At 62.9% G+C, this 24,024-nt stretch carries 18 protein-coding genes and 1 pseudogene; 11 read left to right on the forward strand and 8 right to left on the reverse strand.

All coding sequences use genetic code 11. The annotated features are described in order from the left end of the window. Positions 1–37: 37 nt before the first annotated feature. Positions 38–661, reverse strand: a complete 624-nt coding sequence (locus tag J3D60_RS12465; RefSeq protein WP_065940535.1) for a TetR/AcrR family transcriptional regulator — start codon at positions 659–661, stop codon at positions 38–40. Between the two features lie 153 nt (positions 662–814). On the opposite strand from J3D60_RS12465, the gene J3D60_RS12470 reads away from it, so the two are divergent. From J3D60_RS12470 to J3D60_RS12500, 8 genes and pseudogenes are all read left to right on the forward strand, one after another. Next, entirely contained in the window at positions 815–2,596 is a 1,782-nt protein-coding gene (locus tag J3D60_RS12470) for an acyclic terpene utilization AtuA family protein (protein WP_253491622.1), read from the forward strand. A gap of 101 nt (positions 2,597–2,697) precedes the next feature. Further along, entirely contained in the window at positions 2,698–4,314 is a 1,617-nt protein-coding gene (locus tag J3D60_RS12475) for an acyl-CoA carboxylase subunit beta (protein ID WP_253491623.1), read from the forward strand. Between the two features lie 16 nt (positions 4,315–4,330). Continuing rightward, entirely contained in the window at positions 4,331–5,488 is a 1,158-nt protein-coding gene (gene atuD / locus J3D60_RS12480) for a citronellyl-CoA dehydrogenase (protein WP_065940538.1), read from the forward strand. Beyond that, on the forward strand, positions 5,485–6,246 hold the full coding sequence (locus tag J3D60_RS12485; RefSeq protein ID WP_253491624.1) for an enoyl-CoA hydratase/isomerase family protein: 762 nt from the start codon (positions 5,485–5,487) through the stop codon (positions 6,244–6,246). Before atuD ends, J3D60_RS12485 begins: the two co-directional genes overlap by 4 nt. A gap of 39 nt (positions 6,247–6,285) precedes the next feature. Next, entirely contained in the window at positions 6,286–8,169 is a 1,884-nt protein-coding gene (locus tag J3D60_RS12490; protein WP_253491625.1) for an acetyl/propionyl/methylcrotonyl-CoA carboxylase subunit alpha, read from the forward strand. A 74-nt stretch (positions 8,170–8,243) separates the two neighbouring features. Then, on the forward strand, positions 8,244–8,786 hold the full coding sequence (locus J3D60_RS12495; RefSeq protein WP_027603887.1) for an exonuclease domain-containing protein: 543 nt from the start codon (positions 8,244–8,246) through the stop codon (positions 8,784–8,786). A 24-nt stretch (positions 8,787–8,810) separates the two neighbouring features. Next, a pseudogene (locus J3D60_RS31370) lies at positions 8,811–8,939 on the forward strand (outer membrane lipoprotein carrier protein LolA); the annotation flags it as partial. 40 nt (positions 8,940–8,979) lie between these two features. Further along, entirely contained in the window at positions 8,980–9,264 is a 285-nt protein-coding gene (locus J3D60_RS12500; RefSeq protein WP_027603886.1) for a pyrimidine/purine nucleoside phosphorylase, read from the forward strand. 63 nt (positions 9,265–9,327) lie between these two features. Here the strand turns inward: J3D60_RS12500 and J3D60_RS12505 are convergent, their stop codons facing one another. Further along, a complete protein-coding gene (locus J3D60_RS12505) occupies positions 9,328–10,134 on the reverse strand; it encodes an MOSC domain-containing protein (RefSeq protein ID WP_065940542.1) in 807 nt (268 codons plus the stop codon). A 39-nt stretch (positions 10,135–10,173) separates the two neighbouring features. Next, positions 10,174–11,109, reverse strand: a complete 936-nt coding sequence (locus J3D60_RS12510) for a chemotaxis protein CheV (protein WP_027603884.1) — start codon at positions 11,107–11,109, stop codon at positions 10,174–10,176. A gap of 550 nt (positions 11,110–11,659) precedes the next feature. Between J3D60_RS12510 and J3D60_RS12515 the strand changes: the two genes are divergently transcribed. The 3 genes from J3D60_RS12515 (at position 11,660) to J3D60_RS12525 (ending at position 14,013) form a co-directional block, all read left to right on the forward strand. Beyond that, positions 11,660–12,109 carry a hypothetical protein gene (locus J3D60_RS12515; RefSeq protein WP_174557005.1) on the forward strand — a complete coding sequence of 150 codons (450 nt, stop codon included), beginning with the start codon at positions 11,660–11,662 and terminating at the stop codon, positions 12,107–12,109. A gap of 354 nt (positions 12,110–12,463) precedes the next feature. Next, positions 12,464–13,357: a sensor histidine kinase gene (locus J3D60_RS12520; RefSeq protein ID WP_253493996.1), complete on the forward strand. Its 894-nt coding sequence runs from the start codon at positions 12,464–12,466 to the stop codon at positions 13,355–13,357. Continuing rightward, positions 13,354–14,013 (forward strand): response regulator transcription factor, encoded by a 660-nt coding sequence (locus tag J3D60_RS12525; protein ID WP_065940544.1) that lies wholly within the window; start codon positions 13,354–13,356, stop codon positions 14,011–14,013. Before J3D60_RS12520 ends, J3D60_RS12525 begins: the two co-directional genes overlap by 4 nt. Here J3D60_RS12525 and yegS read toward each other — a convergent pair. The 5 genes from yegS to J3D60_RS12550 form a co-directional block, all read right to left on the reverse strand. Beyond that, positions 13,972–14,892 (reverse strand): lipid kinase YegS, encoded by a 921-nt coding sequence (gene yegS, locus J3D60_RS12530; protein WP_027603880.1) that lies wholly within the window; start codon positions 14,890–14,892, stop codon positions 13,972–13,974. The two genes, J3D60_RS12525 and yegS, sit on opposite strands and share 42 nt — an antisense overlap. Before the next feature lie 96 nt (positions 14,893–14,988). Further along, positions 14,989–15,534: a hypothetical protein gene (locus tag J3D60_RS12535; RefSeq protein ID WP_253491626.1), complete on the reverse strand. Its 546-nt coding sequence runs from the start codon at positions 15,532–15,534 to the stop codon at positions 14,989–14,991. Between the two features lie 33 nt (positions 15,535–15,567). After that, entirely contained in the window at positions 15,568–15,894 is a 327-nt protein-coding gene (locus J3D60_RS12540; RefSeq protein WP_065940546.1) for a hypothetical protein, read from the reverse strand. Positions 15,895–15,918: 24 nt separating this feature from the next. Next, complete coding sequence (locus J3D60_RS12545; RefSeq protein WP_053133393.1) at positions 15,919–16,227, reverse strand: hypothetical protein; 309 nt, start codon at positions 16,225–16,227, stop codon at positions 15,919–15,921. An 11-nt stretch (positions 16,228–16,238) separates the two neighbouring features. Beyond that, positions 16,239–24,014 (reverse strand): hemagglutinin repeat-containing protein, encoded by a 7,776-nt coding sequence (locus J3D60_RS12550; RefSeq protein WP_253491627.1) that lies wholly within the window; start codon positions 24,012–24,014, stop codon positions 16,239–16,241. Positions 24,015–24,024: the final 10 nt, after the last annotated feature.

Here is a 24,024-nt window from a genome sequence, read left to right on the forward strand (position 1 = left end):
TAGACAACTTTCCACCGGCAAATTAATAGCTTGCGCCTCACTCGGCCTTCAAAACCATCAACAAGGCTTCTTCGGCCAATTGCTCCAGGGTCAGGTTGCCCTCGGCGCGAAACCAGGTGGTGGTCCAGGACAAGGCTCCGGTGAGGAAGCGTCGCGCAATAAACACATCGCCCTTGATGTAACCCGCCGCCTTGGCCTCGCCCAGCACCTGCAGCCAGATGTCTTCGTACACATCGCGCAACGCCAGCACCTGGGCCTGGGCGTCGGTCGACAGCGAACGCCATTCATACACCAGCACCGCCATGGCCTCGCCGCTGCCGCCCATGATCGACTGCAATTCGCAGCGAATCAGCGCCAGCACACGTTCGCGTACGGTGCTCGCTTCCTCGAGCGAGGCACGCATCAAGGCCGTGTTGTAGTGGATGGTTTCCTCCATCACCGCGCGCAGGATCTCGTCCTTGCTCTTGAAGTGATGAAAGATGCTGCCGGACTGGATGCCCACGGCACTGGCCAGGTCGCGCACGGTGGTGCGTTCAAAGCCCTTGTTGCGAAACAGGTGCGCCGCGGTTTGCAGCAACTTGCCCCGGGCACTGTCGGGGTCGGTCAATTGGCCGCCGTCGACCATGGTGCGCATCACCCGCAGGGCTTTGTGCTCATCCATGCTGCTCTCCTCTACTTCTACTGACGTCTTGGCCGGCAATTTAGGCCGTGCCAGTCACCCAAGCAAGCGCTTGGCCAAAACTTGTGACCGGAGTTTACAAACCAAGCGCTTGCTTGGTAGTCTCGTTGCCAGCCATTCGAGGAAGGATTTCTCATGAGCAAGACGGTTCGTATCGGCTGCGCCAGCGCCTTCTGGGGTGACACCTGCAGCGCGGCCGCGCAGTTGGTGCACGGCGGCAAGCTGGACTACCTGGTGTTCGACTACCTGGCGGAAGTCACGATGTCGATCCTCGCCGGTGCACGGATGAAAGATCCCCAGGCCGGCTACGCCACGGATTTCGTCGAGGTGCTCACACCGCTGCTGGCCGAGATCCAGCGCCAGGGCATCCGCGTGATCAGCAATGCCGGCGGCATCCACCCCCAGGCCTGCGCCGCCGTCCTGCAAGCTGCCTGCGATAAAGCCCAGGTGCCGTTGAAAATCGCCGTGCTGCTGGGCGATGACCTGCACCCCCGGCTCAAGCACCTGCACGGCATCACCGACATGTTCAACGGCGTACCGCTGCCGCCCCTGTGCGTATCGGCCAATGCCTACCTCGGCGCACCGGGCATTGCCCAGGCGCTGCAACTGGGCGCGGACATCGTCATCACCGGCCGGGTGGTCGACAGCGCGGTGGTCAGCGCAGCGCTGGTGCATGAATTCGGTTGGTCGTGGCAGGACTACGACCGCCTGGCCCAGGCCGCGTTGGCCGGGCATATCATCGAATGCGGCGCACAGTGTACCGGTGGCAACTTCACCGACTGGCGTGACGTGCCCGACTACGAGCACATCGGCTTCCCCATCGTCGAGGTTAGCGCTGACGGCCAGTTCACGGTCAGTAAAGTCGAGGGCAGCGGTGGCCTGATCAGCGAACTGAGCGTGGCCGAACAGCTGCTGTATGAAATCGGCGACCCACACGCGTATCTGCTGCCCGATGTGATCTGCGATTTCAGCCAGGTGAAGCTGCAGCAGCAAGGCAAAAACTGCGTACGCCTGCACGGCGCCAAGGGGTTGCCGCCAACGCATCAGTACAAGGTCAGCGCCACTTACCCGGAGGGCTTTCGCTGCACCGCCAGTTGCCTGATCGCCGGGATAGACGCGGTGGCCAAGGCCGAGCGGGTCAGCCAGGCGATCATCAACAAGACCTCGGAACTGTTCAGCCAGCGCGGCTGGGCGCCCTACACCGACGTGAATATCGAACTGCTGGGCAGCGAAGCGACGTATGGCCCCCGCGCCCTGCGCCACGACTGCCGCGAGGTGGTGGTCAAGCTGGCGGTGCGCCACCCGAGCAAGCCGGCGCTGGTGCTGTTCGCCCGCGAGATCGCCCAGGCGGCCACGGGCATGGCGCCGGGGCTGACCGGGATTGTCGGCGGGCGGCCGACGGTGTACCCGCTGATCCGCTTGTTCTCGTTCCTGATCGATAAGGCCGCCTGCGAGGTGGTAGTCGACTTCCAGGGTCAACGCCACGTCTGCACGCTGCCCATCGTCGACGCGCCGATCCTACCTGCCGCGCCGATGGATCCGCCCCAGCCCCAAGGCCGCGCCGACGCCAGCGTGGCGCTGGTGAAACTCGCCGTGGCGCGCTCCGGCGACAAGGGCAACCACAGCAATATCGGGGTCATCGCCCGCGCCCCCGAGTACCTGCCGTGGATTGCCGAAGCACTGACGCCAGAGGTGCTCGTCGACTGGATGGGCCATGTGCTCGACCCCGTGCACGGCCGCGTTGAACGCTGGTATTTGCCCGGCAGCCACAGCCTCAATTTCCTGCTGGAAAACGCCCTGGGCGGCGGCGGCATCGCCAGCCTGCGCATCGACCCCCAGGGCAAGGCCTTCGCCCAGCAGCTGTTGGAAATCCCCATCGCCGTGCCGCAACACATCGCCGATCAACTCACATCATAAAGGAGCGTCGCCGTGGCCTTCGACTCGATCTTCAAAGCCGGCCTGTTCCAGGGTCACACCGTGATCGTCAGCGGCCGCGACACAAGGCGGAGCAATAAACCATGCCGCTGATTGACAGCCTGATCGATCCCCATAGCCCGCAGTTCGCCCAGAACCGCGCCGCCATGCTGGAAGGCATCCAACACCTGCGCCAGTTGGAACAGGCCCTGCTGGGCAAGGCCGAGGAAGCCAGGCCCAAGTTCGAAAAACGCGGCCAACTGCTGCCCCGCGAGCGCCTCAACCTGCTGCTGGACCCGGGCGCGCCGTTCCTGGAACTGGCGAGCCTGGCCGGTTACAAGCTGCATGATGACAAGGACGGCAGCGCCGCCGGCGGTGGGTTGATCGCCGGTATCGGCTACGTCAGCGGCGTACGCATGCTGGTGGTGGCCAATAACAGCGCGATCAAGGGCGGCACCGTTTCGCCCTCCGGCCTGAAAAAATCCCTGCGCCTGCAACAGATCGCCATGGACAACAAACTGCCGGTGGTGACCCTCGCCGAAAGCGGTGGCGCCAACCTCAACTACGCCGCGGAGATTTTCGTCGAAGGCGCGCGCAGCTTTGCCAACCAGGCGCGCATGTCCGCCATGGGCTTGCCGCAGATCACCGTGGTGCACGGCTCGGCCACGGCGGGGGGCGCGTACCAGCCAGGGCTGTCGGATTACGTGGTGGTGGTGCGCGGCAAGGCCAAGCTGTTCCTCGCCGGCCCGCCGCTGCTCAAGGCGGCGACCGGTGAAGTCGCCACCGATGAAGAATTGGGCGGCGCCGAAATGCATGCACAGATCGCCGGCACCGCCGAATACCTGGCGGAAAACGACGCCGATGGCGTGCGTATCGTGCGTGAAATCGTCAGCCTGTTGCCTTGGGATGAGCGCCTGCCGTTGACGCCCAAACGCACTTACGCCGAGCCGCTGTACCCCATCGACGACCTGCTGGGGCTGATCCCCGCTGACCCGAAAAAGCCCTACGACGTGCGCGAAATCCTCGCGCGCCTGGCCGACGGCTCGCAGTTCCTCGAGTTCAAGGCAGCGCTCGACGCCCATACCGTCTGCGGCCATCTGCACATCCAGGGCCGCGCGGTCGGCGTGATCGGCAACAACGGCCCGATCACGCCCAAGGGCGCGAGCAAGGCGGCGCAGTTTATCCAGCTGTGTGACCAGAGCCGCACACCGCTGCTGTTCCTGCACAACACCACCGGCTTCATGGTGGGTACCGAAGCGGAGCAGCAAGGGGCGATCAAGCATGGCGCGAAGATGATCCAGGCGGTGGCCAACGCAAGGGTGCCTAAACTCACGGTGGTGGTCGGTGGCTCCTACGGCGCCGGCAACTATGCAATGTGCGGTCGCGGCCTGGACCCGCGTTTTATCTTCGCCTGGCCCAACAGCCGCACGGCGGTGATGGGCGGAGCCCAGGCGGGCAAGGTGCTGCGGATCGTCACCGAGGCCAAGCAGTTGAAAGACGGCCTGGTGCCGGATCCCAAGGTACTGGACATGCTCGAACAGGTCACCGCGCAAAAACTCGACAGCCAGTCCACCGCACTCTATGGCAGCGCGAACCTGTGGGATGACGGGCTGATAGACCCACGGGATACCCGTACCTTACTCGGCTTTCTGCTGGATATCTGTCACGAGGCCGACGTCCGCGAGTTGCAGCCCAACAGCTTCGGCATCGCGCGCTTCTAACCGGAGAACAAGAACAATGATCTTCACCCAGGAACACCAGGAATTGCGCCGCACCGTCCGTGCCTTCGTCGACCGCGAGATCAACCCCCATGTGGACGCATGGGAAAAGGCCGGGCGCTTCCCCATCCACGACATCTTCCGCAAGGCCGGCGACCTCGGCTTGCTGGGGATTTCCAAACCGGAACAATTCGGCGGCATGGGCCTGGACTACAGCTACTCGATCGTCGCCGCCGAAGAGTTCGGCACCATCCGCTGCGGCGGCATCCCCATGTCCATCGGCGTGCAGACCGATATGTGCACCCCCGCCCTCGCCCGCTTCGGTTCCGATGAATTGCGCGACGAATTCCTGCGCCCGGCCATCAGCGGCGAGCAGGTCGGTTGCATCGGCGTCTCGGAAACCGGCGCCGGTTCCGACGTGGCCGGGTTGAAAACCCATGCGCGCAAGGACGGCAGCGACTATGTGATCAACGGCAGCAAAATGTGGATCACCAACTCGCCCAGCGCCGACTTTATCTGCCTGTTGGCCAACACCTCCGACGACAAGCCGCATATCAACAAGTCGCTGATCATGGTGCCGATGAACACCCCAGGGATCAGCGTCAGCCCGCCCCTGGAAAAACTCGGCATGCACAGCTCCGAGACCGCCCAGGTGTTCTTCGACGGCGTGCGCGTGCCCCAGCGCAATCGCATCGGCCATGAAGGCGCGGGTTTCATGATGCAGATGCTGCAGTTCCAGGAAGAACGCCTGTTTGGCGCGGCCAATATGATCAAGGGCCTGGAGTACTGCATCGACAGTACCGTCGAGTACTGCAAGGAGCGCCAGACCTTCGGCAAGGCGCTGATCGACAACCAGGTGATTCACTTTCGCCTGGCCGAACTGGCCACCGAAATCGAATGCCTGCGCGCACTGGTCTACCAGGCCACCGAACAGTACATCAAGGGCCAGGACGTGACCCGCCTGGCCTCCATGGCCAAGCTCAAGGCCGGACGCCTCGGCCGCGAAGTCAGCGACAGTTGCCTGCAATACTGGGGCGGCATGGGCTTCATGTGGGACAACCCGGTGGCCCGCGCCTATCGCGATGTGCGCCTGGTGTCGATTGGCGGCGGCGCCGATGAAATCATGCTGGGCATCATCTGCAAGTTGATGGGCACTTTACCGGGGAAAAAGCCATGAATACCCTGCTGCTCGAACCCCACAACGGCGTGTTGCACATCACCCTCAACCGGCCCGAATGCCGCAATGCCATGAGCCTGGAAATGGTCAACGAACTGCGCGCGGTGCTGGCCGGGTTGGACAGCCAGGTGCGCGCCGTGGTGATCAGCGGCGCAGGCGGGCATTTTTGCGCCGGTGCCGATGTGAAGGACCTGGTCAGCACAGGCGATCAATTGCAGGCGTTGAACCGGGCCTTCGGCACGTTGCTGCAAGCGGTGGAAGCCGTGTCGCAAGTGGTCATCGTGGTGCTGCAAGGCGCGGTGCTGGGCGGCGGGTTTGGCCTGGCCTGCGTGAGTGACATCGCGATTGCCGATCACCAGGCGCAGTTCGGTTTGCCGGAGACCAGCCTGGGGTTGCTGCCGGCACAGATTGCGCCGTTTGTGGTCAAGCGTATCGGCCTGACCCAGGCGCGGCGACTGGCGCTGACGGCGGCGCGGTTCGATGGGTTGGAAGCTCAACGGCTGGGGCTGGTGCACTTCACCGAGACCGATCCGCAGGCGTTGGCCGAACGTCTGGATGAGGTGCTGGGGCAGGTGCTGCGCTGCGCCCCAGGCGCCAATGCGCGCACCAAGGCGCTGCTGCTGGCCAGCGTGGAGCAGCCCCTGGGGCCGCTGCTGGACCAGGCGGCGCAGTGGTTTGCCGAAGCAGTGACCAGTGCAGAAGGGATCGAGGGGACGCAGGCGTTTGTGCAGAAGAGAAAGCCTCGGTGGTGCAAGTGACGTCCGGAACAGCCACCGCATAACCCAAGGGATAACCCAATGCCGCAGTTCACAAAAATCCTCATCGCCAACCGCGGCGAAATCGCCTGCCGCATCCAGCGCACGGCCCAGGCCTTGGGCTACCGCACCGTCGCCGTCTACAGCGACGCCGACGCCGAGGCCCTGCACGTGCAGATGGCCGACGAAGCCGTGCACATCGGCCCCGCTGCGGTACAACTGTCCTACCTCAACATCCCGGCCATCCTCGAGGCCGCGAAAAAAACCGGCGCCGATGCCATCCACCCCGGCTACGGCTTCCTCTCGGAAAACTCCGGCTTCGCCCGCGCCTGCCAGGACGCCGGCCTGACATTCATCGGCCCCAGCGCCGAGGCCATCGAACTGATGGGCAGCAAGCGCCGGTCCAAACTCGCCATGCTCGAGGCCGGCGTGCCTTGCATCGCCGGCTACCAGGGCAGCGCCCAGGATGACACCTGCCTGCAACGTGAAGCCGAGCGCATCGGCTACCCGTTGATGATCAAGGCCAGCGCCGGCGGCGGTGGCCGTGGCATGCGCCTGGTCCACCGGCCAGAGGCGCTGCTGGACAACCTGCACAGCGCCCGCTCGGAGGCCAGGAACGCCTTCGGCAGTGACGAACTGATCCTCGAACAGGCGCTGATCGAGCCGCGCCACGTCGAGATCCAGCTGTTCGGCGACCGCCACGGCAACCTGATTTACCTCGGCGAACGCGACTGCTCGATCCAGCGCCGCCATCAAAAAGTCATCGAGGAAGCGCCCTGCCCGGTGATGACGCCCGAACTGCGCCAGGCCATGGGCGAGGCCGCGCTCAAGGCCGGACGCGCGGTAAATTACCTCGGCGCCGGTACCGTGGAGTTCCTGCTCGACCGCAACGGCCGGTTCTACTTCCTGGAAATGAACACCCGCCTGCAAGTGGAGCACCCGGTCACCGAGCTGATCACCGGCCTCGACCTGGTGGCCTGGCAACTGCAGGTCGCCGCCGGCCAGCCGCTGCCGCTCGAGCAGGCGCAGGTGAGCCTGAGCGGCCACGCCATGGAAGTGCGCCTCTATGCCGAAGACCCGGCCCAGGGCTTCCTGCCGCAAACCGGTGAGGTGCTGCGCTGGGAACCGGCCGTGGGCGTACGGGTTGACCATGGGCTGTACGAAGGCGAAACCATCAGCCCGTTCTATGACCCGATGCTCGGCAAGCTCATCGCCCATGGCGCCACCCGCGAAGAAGCCCGGCGCAAACTGCTGCGGGCGGTGGAAGACACGTTGTTGCTGGGGGTGACGACCAATCAGCGCTTGTTGGCTGAATTGCTCAAGCACCCAGGCTTTATCGACGGTGATTTCAGCACCGGCTTTATCGCCGAGCACTTCGGCGAAATACCGCGCCCGGCCGCGACAAGTGATCAACTCGCCCTGGCCGCCGCGCTGTTTTACCAACACAGCGCCGACCAGCATCCCCACGGCCTCGCGGGATGGCGCAACAACGCCCGTGTTCCCTGCACCTTTCGCCTGGAGGTCGACGGCGAAATCCATACTGTCACCGCCGCCCCCCTGCTACTCAGCACCGATGGCCGTCACGCCACCGTGGTGCTCAACGGCGTTCGCCGGCGTATCGCCTATCACCTTGAGGGCTCCCGGCTGTGGCTGCCTGGCCTTACCGTCACCAACCGCACCCAGCAGGTTGCCGGGCGCCAGGCCGACGCCGGCAGCGGCACGGTCAAGGCACCGATGGACGGTGCCATCGTCGACGTCCGCGTCAGCACCGGTGAACAGGTGACTAAAGGCCAACTGCTGCTGGTGCTCGAAGCCATGAAAATGGAGCATCCACTCAAGGCCGACAGGGACGGCGTGGTCAAGGCCGTGCAGGTGATGGCGGGCGATCAGGTACGCAATCGCCAGGTTCTGCTGGAGATCGAATAACCCCCTAGTCGGAACTACAAGGCCGGTCTACGCTCTATCCCCAACGGGAAAGGACGAGTACGGGAACCTGCGCGATGCCTCATTGGCTGATTATTGACCTTGAAGCCACAACGGATGAAGGCGGCTGGCCCGTGACGGAGATGGAAGTCATCGAGATCGGCGCGAGCCTGGTGAACCGCCAGGGCCGCGAACTGGACCACTTCCAGCGCTTTGTGCGGCCGCTGCGCCGCCCCTTGCTCACGCCCTTTTGTCGTCAGCTGACCCATATCACCCAGGCAAACATCGACGGCGCTGCGCCGTTCATCGAGGTGTGGCCGCTGTTCGAGCGCTGGCTGGGCCAGCATCAGGCGCGCCTGGAAGGCTGGGCCAGTTGGGGTGACTACGACCGCGTGCAGCTGGAGCTCGAATGGCAGCGCCATGGCCTGGCCAGCGCCATGGCCCCCACGCCCCATGTCAACCTCAAGCAACGCTTCGCCAAGGCCCGGCGCCTGGACAAGCCCCTGGGGCTCAATGGCGCCCTGCAATTGGCGGGGATGCAGTTCCAGGGCCAGCAACATCGAGCGCTGGAAGATGCACGCAACACCGCGCGCCTGCTGCCGCTGATTTTGCCGGTCTAGGCAGCGCCCGAAGCCTTGGGCATACTGACTCCCCCTTTTCCTTGCTGCTCAACTGTAGGAGCGAGCTTGCTCGCGAAGGTCGTTAACGATAACGCGGTAAACCTGGCACCCAGCGGCGCTCTCAGGTTTTTCGCGAGCAAGCTCGCGCCTACAGGATGAGCGTAAAGCATCAACTTTTTCCGAGGATTCGCCCATGTTCAAAGTCAACGAGTACTTCGACGGCACCGTCAAGTCGATCGCTTTCGGCACCGCAGAAGGTCCGGCGACCATCGGCGTGATGGCCCCGGGTGAATACGAATTCGGCACCGCCCAGCGTGAAATCATGCACGTGGTGTCCGGCGCCCTGAGCGTCAAGCTGCCCGACGCCAACGACTGGGAAACCTTCGCTGCCGGCAGCCAGTTCAACGTACCGGCCAACAGCAAGTTCCAGCTGAAGGTCGCGGTGGACACCGCTTACCTGTGCGAATACCGCGGCTGATCGCTGCGCCGCAAAAAAAATGCCCGTCTCCCAGGAGACGGGCATTTTTTATGGGCCCATGGCTTATTCGAGGATGATCACCGGCATGCCCACTTCCAGGCGGCCCACGCCATCGTTGACCAGGTTCTGGCCAAAAATCGCGCCGTCCTCGGTCTTGCGGTAGGCCTCCAGCGTCACAAAAGGCTCACGGTCGGAACTGCGCTCGCCGGTGTGCGGATCGATGGTGGTGAGAATGCAGCGTGAGCAGGGCTTGACTGCACGGAACTCCACATCCCCGATGCGCAGGCGCTTCCAGCCATCCTCGGCGAAGGCGTCGCTGCCTTCGATCACCAGGTTGGGGCGAAAGCGCAGCATGTCCATGGGACGGCCGACTTTTTGCGAGAGATCGTCGAGGGACGCTTGCCCGATCACCAGCAACGGATAACCGTCGGCGAACGCGACCTGGTCATCATCGCGGCCGTAACCTGCCTGGGTGGTGCGCGCCCGCTCAAGGGGGATCTGCACCAGCCGCGTGGGCTTGCCGATAAAGGCGCTGACCCAGGCGGCGGCTTCGTCGCCGGCGTCCGGCACACGCAAGGTGTCGCGCCAGATGGTCACGCCACGTAGCTCGGCCGCACTGCCGGGCAGCGCCACGTCCAGCGGCGCGTAGCCAGGCGAACTCAGGGTCAGGCCACCGCTGCTGTTCCACAGCGCCGACAGTTGGCTCATCTTCGCCACGGCGCGCTGGGTGAGGAAACGCCCGCTGGCCTCATCCACCAGCATCCAGCGTCGATCGCCGTCCAACCCCAGTTTATCCAGGCCGACCTGTTGCAGGGTTTCGGCCTTGCCGGACTTCAAGGGGTAACGGTACAACGCGCTGAGACGAAGCATGGGCCAACATTCCTGAGGGGCAAAGCCGTCACCCTAAGGTCAAGCGGACGCTTCGTCCAGCATCAGGCGCTGACGCACCACATCCACCAGCTTGTCCGGCTGGAACTTGGACAGGAAGTTGTCGCAGCCGACCTTCTTCACCATCGAGTCGTTGAAGCTGCCCGACAGCGAGGTGTGCAGTACCACGTAGAGCTTGCGCAGCCGTGGGTCGTTGCGGATTTCGGTGGTGAGGCGGTAGCCGTCCATCTCGGGCATTTCGGCGTCGGTGAAGATCATCAGCAGCTTGTCGGTCATGACATGGCCGGCGTCGGCCCAGGCCTTGAGCATGTTCAGCGCCTTGAGACCGTCGCTGGCGATGTGCATCTTCACGCCCAGTTGGCCGAGGGTGTCGCGCAATTGCGACAGGGCCACGTTGGAGTCGTCCACCAGCAGCACTTCGCGGCCACGGGCGCGCTCCAGCACCGGGTCGTCGAGTTTTTCGCGGGAGACCTTGGCGTTGTACGGCACGATCTCGGCGAGGACTTTTTCCACGTCGATGATCTCCACCAACTGGTCGTCGACCTTGCTGATGGCGGTGAGGTAATGCTGGCGCCCGGCGCTGGTCGGCGGCGGCAGGATGGCTTCCCAGTTCATGTTGACGATGCGGTCCACGCCACCCACCAGGAACGCCTGCACCGAGCGGTTGTACTCGGTGACGATAATGGTGCTGTTGGGGCCCGGCACCAGCGGACGCATGCCGATGGCCTGGGACAAGTCGATCACCGGCAGGGTCTGGCCCCGCAGGTTGACCACGCCGCACACGAAGGGGTGGCGCTGGGGCATCAGGGTCAGCTTGGGCAGTTGCAGGACTTCCTGCACCTTGAACACGTTGATGGCGAACAGCTGCCGCCCGGCCAGGCGGAACATGAGGATCTCCAGGCGATTCTCACCCACCAGTTGCGTGCGTTGGTCTACCGTGTCGAGAATGCCGGCCATTAAGAGCTCCTGGTGTGCGCTGGAAAGTAATGCGCGAAGTGTTTGTGCAGTTAGCTTGTTATCGGCGGCAAATGCCGGACCTTGACCCCGGTAAAATGCCACGTAAATTCATTGATGTCACACTGACATCATGCTTTACTGCTGAGGCCTGTTCATATGGCGGTGCAACGACATTGCGCGACACTCAAATCGACGCAAGGTTCCGCCATGTAAGGGATTCCCCTATACACAATCAGGCCCAACCTGATATTCGCAATATCTAATAGCCATTAATGTGACGCCATTCTCATTGCATGAATGGAGTCAGGCTTTTGTTTGCCATCCACAGCCCTCGTCTTATGGGTTTTCCAGACGCTCACGTCGCGGCAACTGAAGGTGTGCAATCGAGCCCACTCACGAGGGCCACGCGCAGCCGTCGCCGTCATTCAAATAAACGTCCTACTGAAAACTCAGAAGCGACCTACAGATTCCCGTTATCTTTCAGCGGTAGTTTTACGCCATTCACCCGGTGCGACCTCTCATCACCCGACCTTATGTTGTGGAGACTTGCATGATGAACGACGGTAACGAGTGGCAACTTGCACTTCCTGAGTTCCTGCGCGAGGCTGAAAAGCTGCTGGCCAAGTCGGAAGAATGCCTGAGCCATCTGCATCTGATTCGCAACGACAGTGACGCCATCGACTGCATGAAAATCAGCCTGATCAAGCTCGCCGAAAAGGCCGATTGCCTGGCCCTGCAAGCGATCAGCGAGTTCTCGCGGCATATTCAGGACGTGATCGCCAACGCCGAAAACCCGTTGCAGTTACATGATCAAGCCCTGGGGGCCCTGCATGACTGCCTGACATTGCTGGCCTGGCAGTTGGAATTGATCGATGCAAAAACAGGCCAACTGACCCTGGATAAAGAAGAACAGACCAAGTTGATTGACACCGTCACCCTGCAAATTCCGCAAAAGGGTTTCAGTTACAATCCGCAACAACGTATGCATCATTTGTCTTGAGGCGCTCTCAGGTCGCATTCAAGCACGGGGTTATCTAAAAACGACAGCGCCAACTAACTCGCTGGAGCAAAATGGCGATTTAACATCAATTAGCTATTAACGATACAAACCCTTTGAAATAATACAACCTCACTTCATTAACGCAGGGATTATCATTCCCCGCGTTCTTGCGCGTTTAAATAGGCCGCCAGGCACGGCACCTGGCGACCAACGGTAAGAGTGGTGGTACTATGCCCCCGCTTGAAGTGACTCAACTTCAGCCTGCTTGAGAACGATTCAAGAACGTATTCCAAACAGAGCCCGGTCAGCCGCGACCGGTCTTCCCGCAGCGAACCTTCATTGGCTCCATCCGCTATGCATGCCAGCCTCAAGACATTCATCGCAAGGTCCGCGTCCCGCAGCAACGCACGCCGTTTGATCCTCGCCCTGTGCCTCGGCTCGCTGCTGCTGAGCCTGTGGGCCTACAGCCGCTCCGCGCCGCTGCCGCTGCTGGTGCTACTGCTCAACCTGGCCATCTTGGTGGTGGTTGGCCTGCAACAGTGGCGCTCGCGTAAATCCATCAAGTTCCAGCCCCAGGAGTTGGCCGATCGCCTGTTGCAAGTGCAGGAAAACGAACGTCATCGCCTCAGCCGTGAACTGCATGACGATATCGGCCAGTTGCTGACCGCCGCCAAGCTGCAAAGCGAATGGCTCAAGCGCCGCCTGCCGGAGGAGCTGCAAAGCCAGTGCACCGTGCTGTGCAACACCTTGAACGAGACCCTGGCCAAGGTGCGCGATGTATCCGCCATCCTCAACCCCCGGCAGCTCGCCAGCCTGGGCCTGGAAGCCAGCCTGCGCGCGCACCTGCTCAAGACCCTGGAAAACACCCAGGTGCACTGGAGCCTCGAATGCCAGCAACGACTGACCGGCATCCCTGAAGAAATGGCCGTGGCGGCCTTTCGCATTACCCAGGAAGCCGTGACCAACATGCTGCGCCACGCCCAGGCGCGCAATCTGCTGGTGCGCCTGCAACGCCTGCCCGAGGGCCTGTCGTTGACCATCTGTGATGACGGCCAGGGCTTTTCGCCCGCCATCAACCCCGGCCTGGAAGGTCAACGGGGCATGGCTGGCATGTCCGAGCGCATTGACCAGCTTGGCGGTTCATTGTCCGTCAGCAGCCAACCAGGCAACGGCACACGGATCGACGCGCTTTTCCCCTGGGCGCCCCGCACTCTCGAACGGGCCAGCGCCCCTAAGGTTATCGAGTGACCTGCACATTACTCCTGGTGGATGACCATGCACTGATCAGGGCCGGCGTACGTGCGCTGATCCAGGATATTCCCGGCTACACAGTGACCGGCGAAGCCAGCGATGGCGCGCAGTTGCTGGAGCAGTTCAATACCTTGCTGCCGGATATCGTGCTGTTGGACCTGTCCATGAAGCACACCAGCGGCCTCGACGCGCTACAGCAACTCAAGCGTGCGCACCCCAGGAGCAAGGTGCTGATCCTGTCGATGCACACCGACCCGGAGCTGATCATGTGCGCGCTGGAGGCAGGCGCCCACGGCTACCTGCTCAAGGACACCACTGCCAACGAGCTGGAACACGCATTGCTGGCCTTGCGCAACAACGAGCGCTACCTGAGCCCGGCGATCGCCCATACCGTGATCAACCAGGCGCTGGTGCGCAGCCAGGAACCCGCCACGCCCGCACGCCACAGCCATAACCTCACGGCCCGCCAACTGGAAATCCTGCGCCTGATCGTGCGCGGCAAATCCACCCGCGAGATCGCCCACGGCCTGGGCCTGAGCATCAAGACCGTCGAAGCCCACCGCTCGCAAATCATGAAGCGCCTGCAGATATTCGATGTGGCGGGCCTGGTGTTATTTGCCGTGCGCGAGCAGATCATCAGCCTGGACGACTAGGGGCGAACCCACCGGCAGATGCACGCGCAGGGCCTTGGGCAAGGCCTCGAAGTGCAGGTCGTCACCTTCCAGCGGCTCGCCATCGAGGTTGATGTACAAGCCCTGCGCGACCTTGATGTTGACCCACGGCAGGCGTGCCCGCACGAACATCGCGTCCAGCTCCCAACCGTTACCCATCAGCTCGCGCAAGGTGCCCACCACTTCCTGGGGCGCCGGCAGGATACTGATGTCGAGCAATCCATCGTCGGCCAATGCGCCAGGGCACAGCACATGCCCACCGCCCGCCTGGCGACCGTTGCCGATGCCCAGGGCGAGCAGCTCGCCCTTCCAGTGGAAATCCGGCCCGTCCAGCTCGGCATAGGCGGCCTTCAACTCGCTGAAGCGCGTCAGGCCGGTGAACAGGTAGGCGGCGCCACCCAGGACTTTCTTCAGGTCTTCGGAGGTATTGGCGGTGACCTGGCTGCCGAAGCCGCCGGTGGCCATATTCAGGAAGATTTGCCCGCCGACCTGGCCGAGGTCGATCGCACGGGGCGGCACATCCAGCAACGCCAGGGCCCGGGCGGGCTCCAATGGCACGCCGGCAGCCTTGGCGAAATCGTTGGCGGTCCCCAGGGGCATCAGCACCAGGCTGGCCTCACCCTTGGCCTGCGCCATGGCCTCGGCCACGTCGCGCAAGGTGCCATCGCCGCCGCCGGCAATGATGTGGGTGTAGCCGCCCTCCAAGGCCTCCTTGACCAGGCGCTTCGCGTCACCGCCCTCCCAGGTCACCCGTACCGCCAGCTCCCAACCCTGCTCGCGCCGCGCCAGCACGGCGCTGCGCACGTCCTCGTTGAGGGCCTGCTTGCCGTGGAGGATCAACAGTGCCTTGGGGGTGGTCATGGGTGGCTTACTCCTGGATTCAAAGGTGCTTGAAGGATGTGGACCTTGGGCAACCGAAAAAAAGCCATGAATATTGAAAATTAATCCAGCGACTGATTAGAGGTTATCCATCGCGTTGCACATAGACAGCTTGCCCTTGGACGCAGGCTCCACAGCGACCCATTGCTTGGCGCCCGCCGGCAGTTCATGCAACTGGATCGAACAATTGGCATACATGGACGCCTGCACCATGTAATCCACCCCGGGTCGAGGCACGAAGGCCATGCTGGCGGAGCATTGCCGGGAATATTGCAATTGCCCCAGGTAATGAAAGGCGATCGGCTTGTTCGCCGGCACCACCAATTCCGACGACACCGCAGCCGCCCACGAATAAATCGGCCCAGGCATGCCCAGGCTTTCACCGTTGTGATCGGGGAAGCCCGCTTTCGTCGACGCCATCACCCCGGCGCCCGGCACGTTCCAGTCCAGGCAATCCCGCCCCGGCACCGCGCGCACCAGACCATCGGTGATCAACCGCACGCGGGCGGTCTCGCCGGCCTGCGGTGCAACGTAACCGGTGGACAGGGAACGGATATTCGCCACCTGGCCGCAGCCGGTCAGCAGCACCAGCAACGCCACGGGAACCACACGTAAAAAGCTCATCAGCAGTCAACTCGCAGAGGAATAAAGGGCCGCTTACGGCTGACGGCAATTCTGGTTGACCGACAGCTCTGGCGCCGGCTCGTACTTCACCTGCTGCAAGCCATCAGCGCCCTGGAAGATGAAGTACTTGATCCGGCAGTCCTTGAACATCGGCGAATAACCCTCAGCCCGGAAGCCTTGGCCATCGACCTGCTTGGTCACAGCGTTGTTTCGGCTGACCACCGCGAGCACCTGGGCGTAGCTCTGGCCCATCTTCACCCCCGGCTCGCCGGTGACCGTCATCGACGAGGCGCAACCGCCCAGCCCTGCCACCGCCAATGCCAGCGCGACGCCGTACAGTCCATTGCGTAGATCGTTCATTCCTTGCTTCCTTTTAGTGTTGGATCAGCGGCGGCCTTCGCACACTGGAGATTCGCCAATGCGGCCAAGCTTGCACAGGTCCAGATTATCCTTGCGGGTAAAGCCAGCGTCCTTCATGCAATAGAAGTGCTTCAGTTTCTCATCGATTGAGCCGCCGCCCGTGCCCGCCACATTGGCGTACCCGCACGCGAGCATGCTGCTCTTGACGCCTTCAACGGACACCCCGCTCTTTTGCCAATAGGTAAAATCAGGCGGCGGAGGTTGAAAGCCCCTGCCCGTGCAGCCGGTCGTTAACACCGCGCAAAAACTTAACAGCAGACACCGACTGAACATGGCGTTCTTCCTCATGGTTTAACTCGAACAAAGTGTGAGACACCGTCGGGTGAATCCCGCCAGAAAGGCTGGCAGGCTGGTCCGCCATCGCCATAGCAGTTGTGCACGGTGTTTTCGCCGCCCAGCACCTTCAGCCACTCCCATACACGAACGCTTCCCTCCGGGATCGTACCGCCTGTGCCAGCGTTAAACCCTACGCCGGGTGTTCGCGCAACGGGGTCGAAATTATGATTCTGGTACTGCAGCGCCATCGCCTCGCGTTGCTCCTCAGAACTGAACGTTGAGCGGTTCTGCAATATCCCCAACAGCGAGTCAGCCTTTTGCACCCCGTAGGCTGCACCAAAGAAGTTCATCGACGTCTGACCCAGAACGCCAGCGTTGGCCGGATCACGGGCCAATGATTCCATCGCACTGCCGGTGGTCAGCGTGCCCCGGCTGTGCCCGTCGATATGCAACCCGCTCTGACCGAACTGGACCATGTAGTCCTTGGTTTGCACGGTGGCATTGGATAAACCCCAGAAGTCATTTTCAAGGTTTTTCTGATACGCCGCGATCATCAGCTCGGACGTGAAATTGTTGGCTTTCTCAAAGTGGATCAAATATTGCGGCCCGGTATCGGCGGTGCTGTGCTGGTTAGCATATTTAGCGGCACCATCGATGTCGTTGAAAATGCCGTTGTTAGCGATATGCACCTTGCCGTCTGGCCCTTTCTTGAGGTGCTGTTTCTCTTCGTCGCTCAACTCGCGACGTTCAACCTTGCCGTCTTTATCAATCAACGCCTTGCCATCCTTGTCCTTCAAGACCTCATACACCCGCGCCTTCTCGATAAAGATCTTGCGATACGCCTCATCCGCCAACAACGAGACCTGATGATAGAACTCACGCTTGATCTCCTGCTCGGCCTCGACCTTGCGCCCCATTTCTGCCACATCCAGGCGCTCCACGGCGGCATGGGCGGCTTCGGTGTTGCGGTTCAGGTTGGCAATTGTCTGGTCGACAGTCATGCCGCCGACCACGCGCTGGCGCTCGGCGTTGGTGATCACCAGGGTACCGGCGCTGATCGCGCTGCGGGTGTCGCTGGATTCGGAGTCGGAATCCGAGCCATTGTTGAGGCTGTTGGCGAGCAGCGCCTTGGCCGTGCCCAGTTTGCCGTCGAGCATGTCCGAACTCAGGTCGACCCCTGACGTCTTGGCGCTGGCTTCGGAAAAGTTGTGGATGTCGGACACGGTCAGCGTACCGGTGGTCAGGCTGTTCTTACCGTCAGCGATGGCCTTGTCGGAACTGGCGATCACACCGCCCTTGAGGTCGGTATTGCCGCGCACGTTGATGTCGAAACCACCGTCGCCGGCGCGGATGCCCGATTGCTCGATCACGCTGGCAAAGTTGGACTTCTGCTTAGTGTTAGTCGAGCTGAAGCTCGCCGTAGCGGCGCCGGCGCAGACCGGCGGGATGCAGATACTGATACCGGCGCTCATGCTTTTCTGCTGGGAAGCAAAGGTGCTGGTGTCCTGCAGGCTCTCGATATTCAAGTCGCCACCGACGTCAGCCTTGACCTTGTCACCCGACACCACGGCGCCGCGAATCGTGGTGTCCTTGCCGGAAATCAGGCTGACCTGGTTACCCGCCGTCAGGTGGGTGTTGCTCCAGACCAGATCGTTGCCATCGGCATTGCCACGGCTCTGGGACGCCGAGGCATTGAAGCTCAGGCCATTTTTCTCGCCGCCAAAGGAGATGCCGATGCCAATGCTGCCGCTGATGCTCTTGTTGGTGCTGTGCTGCTCCATGGTGTTCTGGGCGCCCACCAGCAGGATATTGCCGTCGGCTTTCAACAACGCATCGTTGCCCGCCGTGATCTGGCTGCCCTGCACCGTCAGGTCGTTGTTGCGTGTACCACCACTGGACACAATCGACACATCCCCACCCGCCGCAACGGTCGAGCCGGCCGCGGTGCTGCCATTTTGTTCGCTCTTGCTCGAACTCTGGTTGGTGCCCAGGGAAATACTCAGGTTGATCCCGCCCATGGCGGCCGGATCTTTCATCACCTGGGTGTGGGCATCATCGGCCGCCCAAGCGGTATTCAACGCCGCCAGGGTTTTCATGCGCTTGTCGTCGGTACGTTCGGCGGCCTTGTTCATGCGCTGGCCGGTCTGCACCGCATTCACGATCGGGTTGGTCAGGGTCAGGCTGACGCCCGTCTGCTTGAAGCGCTGCTCTGTCTGCATCGAGCTGAGGTTGCGCGCTTCGAGGATGTTGACCTCGGACGCGTCGATCGACACATCCCCCTTGGGCGCATTGACGTTACTGCCCACCTGGCGGTACTCGCCGCCCGCACTGACCAGCACATTGCCGTCAGTGGCGCCGATATTACTGGCCGCCGCCGTGCTCTGGCGCGAACGCTCCTCATTGGTCTGGCGCTGCGAGCCGATGGTGACGGCAATGGCGCCGCCGCTGAACATGCCGCTGGTTTTCACGTCTTTGGTGTGTTCTTCGCTGAGGTGCTCGGTGGCGGCTTGCACCTTGATGTCATTGCCTGCCGAAAGCAGCGTCCCCGAGGTCGAGACCACATTGCTGCCGGTGATCGCAATGTTGTTGCCGGCTTGCAGCACCGTCTGTTCACCACTGAGTGTCGCCGCCTGTGCGCTGGTCTGGCTCACCGTATCGCGGGTGGTGATGGTCTTTTTAGAGAACATGCCGTTGCTGCCGGTAACCTTGTGCGCTTCATCGGCGCTGTTGAAGCGCTCGCCGGCCTCTACGTTAATGTCCCGCGCGGCGCTGACGACCACGGCGCCGGCATCACTGCCGACTTGCGCGCCGCGCACATTCACGTCACGCCCGGCCCCCAGGCGAATATCGCCGGCGCCTTGCACGGCGCTGCCGACTTCATTGCGCCCGGCTTCCTTGCGCCAATTGCTCCCGTCCCACTGGTTGGCCTGGGTATAGGATTCACTCACGGTGCTCAGGGTAATGTCGTTACCCGCCACCAACGCGGTCTTACCGCCCACACCGGTGTTTTTGACCTCGGCGCCTTGCAGGTTGATGTTGTTGCCGGCGGTGGCTATCAGGTTGGCCGCAGGGGCCGAGACATAGAGCCCGGCAACGCGCGACAGGCCGGTGCGGGTGCCCTGCTCGCTCTGGCTGTCGGTGGTGGTGGACCGCACATTCAGGTCATTGCCGGCACTCAGGGACAAGCGGTTGTTGGCGCTGATCAGGCCACCGATGTTGTTGATGTCCTGGCTGGCACTGAGCGCCACCTCGTTGCCCTGGATCCGGCCGCCGAGGTTATTGAGGTTCTGCACGCTGATGTTGACGCCATCGCGCCCGGACAGGCTACCGGCGTTGACCAGGTCACCGCGCACGTCGAGGTTCAACGTGCGTCCGGCCATCAAGGCACCGGAGCCATCCATGTCGCCCTCACGGACCCGCACATACACCTGCGGCACCAGCACCTGGCGGACTTCGCCACTGGCCAGGGTGACGTCCTTGGCCACCAGCCAGACGATGTCGCTGGTCAGCTGCGCCATTTGCTCGGCGGTCAGCGCCACACCCGGAATCAACTTCCACTGATCGGCCAGGGTCACGGCACTGTCGATCATGCCGCGATACTGCTCTTCGTCACTGGCGTAGCCGTCGACAAACCGCCGCCCGGTAAGTTGTGCCACCTGCTCGCGGATCAGCTTCTGCTCGTAGAAGCCATCACCCAGACGTTGCTGGGTCGCCGCCGGGTCAAGGTTCAGGCGTTGCAGCATATAGTCCGACGACAACCACTGACGGTAGTTGGCAAAACGCGGGTCGGTCTCCACCAGGTAGCCGGCGGTGCTGCCGGGGTTGGTGTGGAACAGGCTGCTGTTGGGCAGGTCCGGGTTGAAGCCACCGGTCCGGATCTGCTCCACCGCGCCAGCGGCATTCTGCTTGGTCAGTGCTTCGACCTGGCTGATCGGGCTGACGGCGTAGGTTCTGCCGACACCCGAGAGATCGCCGGTGCCGGCGGTGTTATCCGCGACCTTGGCCAACACCAGCGCGCCGACCTGCGTACCGGTGCCATTGATGGCCGCGTACTCGGTAAACATGGTCGGTGTCAGCTTGATCTGCTGAATCAACGGTGCCGGCGTATAGGTGGTGACGCTGCGGCCCTGACGGTCGCGGCCCTTGCGCTGGATACGATAGAAATTACTCAGCGTGCCTTTATCGGTGGTGATGCGCTGGCCATCCACCTCGGTATTGATCACGCTGCCGACATTGGCGTTGAGGGCCTGACCAGCAATGATCCGGCTCTTGTCGTTGACCACCTGATCAGCGATCAGGGTGAGGTTGCCGCCCGCCAGTAGTTGTCCGGGGTCGGATTGCGTAATCCGCGTTTCAGTCACCTCACGGGTGTAGTCGTAGCGGTTCCAGCGATCGTCATAGCCCTCCGGGGTGACCAGGTGCAGGACCTCATTGTTGTAGGTCGAGACCTGCTCCGGCGTATAGCGGTTGGTGGAGCCAGACAGCTGGAACTCCTGCAGCACATCACGGGACGCCACCACCTGCTCGGTAGCAAAGTGCTCGTTGGTGTTGCGGATAACCCTGGCGTTCACATTCAGGCTGCCCAGCGCCTCGACGGTTGCACTGGCGTTATTCAATTCCTGCGCCTGGCCGCTGGCGTTGCCGTTGGTATCCAGGGTCGCCCCAATCGCTAAATCGCCGGCACTGAAGATCAGGCCGTGCTCGCGGTTGTTCACGACCTGGCTGGCAATATCCAGGCGGTTGCGCGCTGCAACCGTCGCGGCAACACCGCCTTCGAGGGTGTTGTTCAGGGTCGCGGCGGCGATGGACAGGTGATCGCCGTAAATACGCCCGGTGCCCAGGTTGTTCAGCGTCGCGGTGTTGATCCGCGTGACCTCAGCGTCGATCAAGCCACGGTTATCCAGTTGGCTGCCCGCATTGACCTCGACCTGACGCGCGCTGATCAAACCGCTGGCGGCGTTGTCGAGGGCGTTGACGTTCAGGCGCAGCAGGTCACCGGCCTGGAAGCTGCCTTGGTTGGTCAAGCGCCCGCCGGTCTCTACCGTCAGGCCGCCGTTGGCCTGGAACAGGCCGCTGTTGACGAAGTCATTGGTCAGCCGAAACGTCAGGTCGCCCAGGCTCAAGGCCTTGCCACTGCCGCTGTAACGGGCACTGTCGAGCAGCAGGGATTGCCCGGCGATCAGCGTGCCCGCCACGTTACTCACTGCCTGGCGTTTCTGGGCCAGGTCACGGTCGGCCACGGTCAGCGCACTGCCGGCGGAAACAATGCCTTGCTCGTTATCCAGGGTGCCGCTGCCGGTGATGCTCAGTGCCGCATCGGAGACGATCGAGCCGCCGCGGTTGGTCACGTCATCAGCGTCGATGGCCACCGACTGCCCCTTGACGCCTTGGTTGGCGCCCTGGGTCGAGCTGTTATCGACACGCGCAGCCGTAAGCGCCAGATGGCCGTCGGCACGCAACAGGCCCGCCTGGTTACTCACCTGCAGAGCATTGACTTGCAGGGTCTTGGCACTGCCGATAAAGCCCTGGTCGTTGAGCAATTGCCCGGCGCGCACCGTCACCGCAGCCTGGCCAAGAATGCCGCCGCGGGTGCCGGAATTACGATTGCTCAGCAACTGGCCATGGGTGTCCAGGGTCAGCGCCGACTTCGCCTGCACGGTACCGCCGTCATTGTTCAGCACGCCACTGTCGACCGTCAGCGTATCGCTGGCATTGAGCATACCCTGGCCGTTATCCAACTGCTGGCCGTGGGTGTCGATCAGCAACTGCGCGCCGGTCACCACGCCGCTCTGGTTGTTCAAACCCTGGGCGTTGACGGTCAAGGCTTTGGCGGCCTCAAGGCGGCCGCCCTGATTGTCGAGCTGTTGCCCGCGACTGTTGAGGATCAGGTCGGCGGCGACCGAACCGAGGGTGCCGCCCTGGTTGAGGATGCTGTCGGCATTGACCGTCAGCGTCTGTGTCGCCGCGACCGTGCCCTGGGCGTTATTCAACTGCCCGGCGTCGACGTCCAGCGCACCGCCGGCGGTGATCTGGCCGTTACGGTTATCGAGGCTGCCGCCGTCGAGGAACAGCTGCGCAGCCGTGACCAGCTTGCCCTGCTGGTTATCCAGGTGCTCACGAGCCGTGACGTGCAAGTCGCCGAGCCCGCCGGATTGCACCAGGCCATGCTGGTTGCCCAGGGTGTCGGCACTGACGTCGAGGCGGCCACCACTGGCGAGGGTGCCACGGCTGTTGTCGAGACTGTGCGAGACGGTCATGCGCATGCCGGCGCTGCCGGTCTGCACCCACTTGCCGCCGACGTTGGACAGGTCCAGCGCCGTGGCGGTGATCTGCGCCGCGCCCACCTGCGCGGCATCGCTGAGCAAGGTTTGCTTGGCGTCGGCGGTCAGGCCCTGGCCGGCGGTGACGCGGCTGCGGCGCACATCGAGGTTGCCGGCGGTGCTGGTCAACGCCACGCTCTGGGCCGAGGTCTGGCTGTCACTGAGGTCGACCGTTGCGGCGGTGGCGCTCAAGTGTTGCGCCGCAAGGTTCTGCCCCTTGGCCGTCAAGGTGCCGGCAGACGTCAGGGTCAGCGAGCCGCTGCTGCCCAACTTGCCGCTGCTGTCGACGCCGGCGGCCAGTGCGGAACCGGCCTGGCTGCGAATCGCAGACTGCGCGCCGGTGGTGGTCAGGCGCGTATTCCCTTGGGCGGACACAATACCCTTGTTGTCGATATCCCCGGCAGCACTCAGTGCCAGGTCGCCCTGGGCAAACAGCGTACCGCTGTTGTCGATGCCCTTGTCCGCCTGGGCGGTCAGTTGAGTGGCGCTGCTGACCCGGCCGCTGTTCTCGATGCGGCCGTCGCTGCCAATCACCACTTCACCGGCGCTGGCACCGATCTGCCCGGCGTTGCGCACGCCGACGCCGGCACCGTTGCCCACCAGGGTGATCTTGCCGGCATACATGCCGCCCAACTGCGCCACATCGATGGCGACGGCGGGGGCGTCGGCCTGGGTTTTATCCGTGGCCCCTGCCTTGATGCTCAAGTCCTTCGCCCAGATCCCCGCGTTGACTTCAACCGTGCGCGCGATGATCTCGGTGTAGTCGGCCCGAGTACTGTCCATGCCATCGCCGCCGATGCTGACCTTGCCCCCGGAGACTTGATAGCCGCTGATCAGGCCGTTCTCGAACTGCGCGCGGCCCGTGGTCAGTGTCGCCCGGTCGGCGTTGATAAAGCCGCAACCGTCGCAGGCAATCCCGGACGGGTTGGCGATGACCACCTGGGCCTTGGAGCCTGCCACTTCGACAAACCCGCGCAATTGGCTGGGGTTGCTGGAGTTGACCTCGTTGAGGATCACCCGTGCACTGCCGTTGGCCAGCGCGCGGTTGCCTTCGATCCAACCGCCCAGTTGGGTCTGGCTGTTGGTCACGCCGTTGTTGAGGATCACGCCGCGCTTGTCCACATCGAACTGCGTATAGGTATTGCGCGACACCCCTGCCCCGCTCGGCGTGGTGATGTCCACCACGGGCGCGCCGTTGCCGGCGGCGCCAATCGTCGGGCGCTGACCGGCCGGCGCAGAACCGTCGGCCACCACCTGGGCCTGCGCCGGCATCACCAGCGCGACCCAACCCATCCCCACCATCAGCGCAAACCGCAGCGGTGTGAGGGTCACCACGGCGGTGCCGGCCCGGGACACGGCGCTCGTGGTGCCGGGTGCCTTGCACGCACTCTTGACGTTCTCGGCCACCACCATCAGCAGGCCGCGAGCCTTGTTGAATACAATTCGAAATAGATGCTTATTCATGCAAGTCCTT

The organism is Pseudomonas sp. S3E17 (genome assembly GCF_024168685.1).
GTDB classification, from domain to species: domain Bacteria; phylum Pseudomonadota; class Gammaproteobacteria; order Pseudomonadales; family Pseudomonadaceae; genus Aquipseudomonas; species Aquipseudomonas marginalis.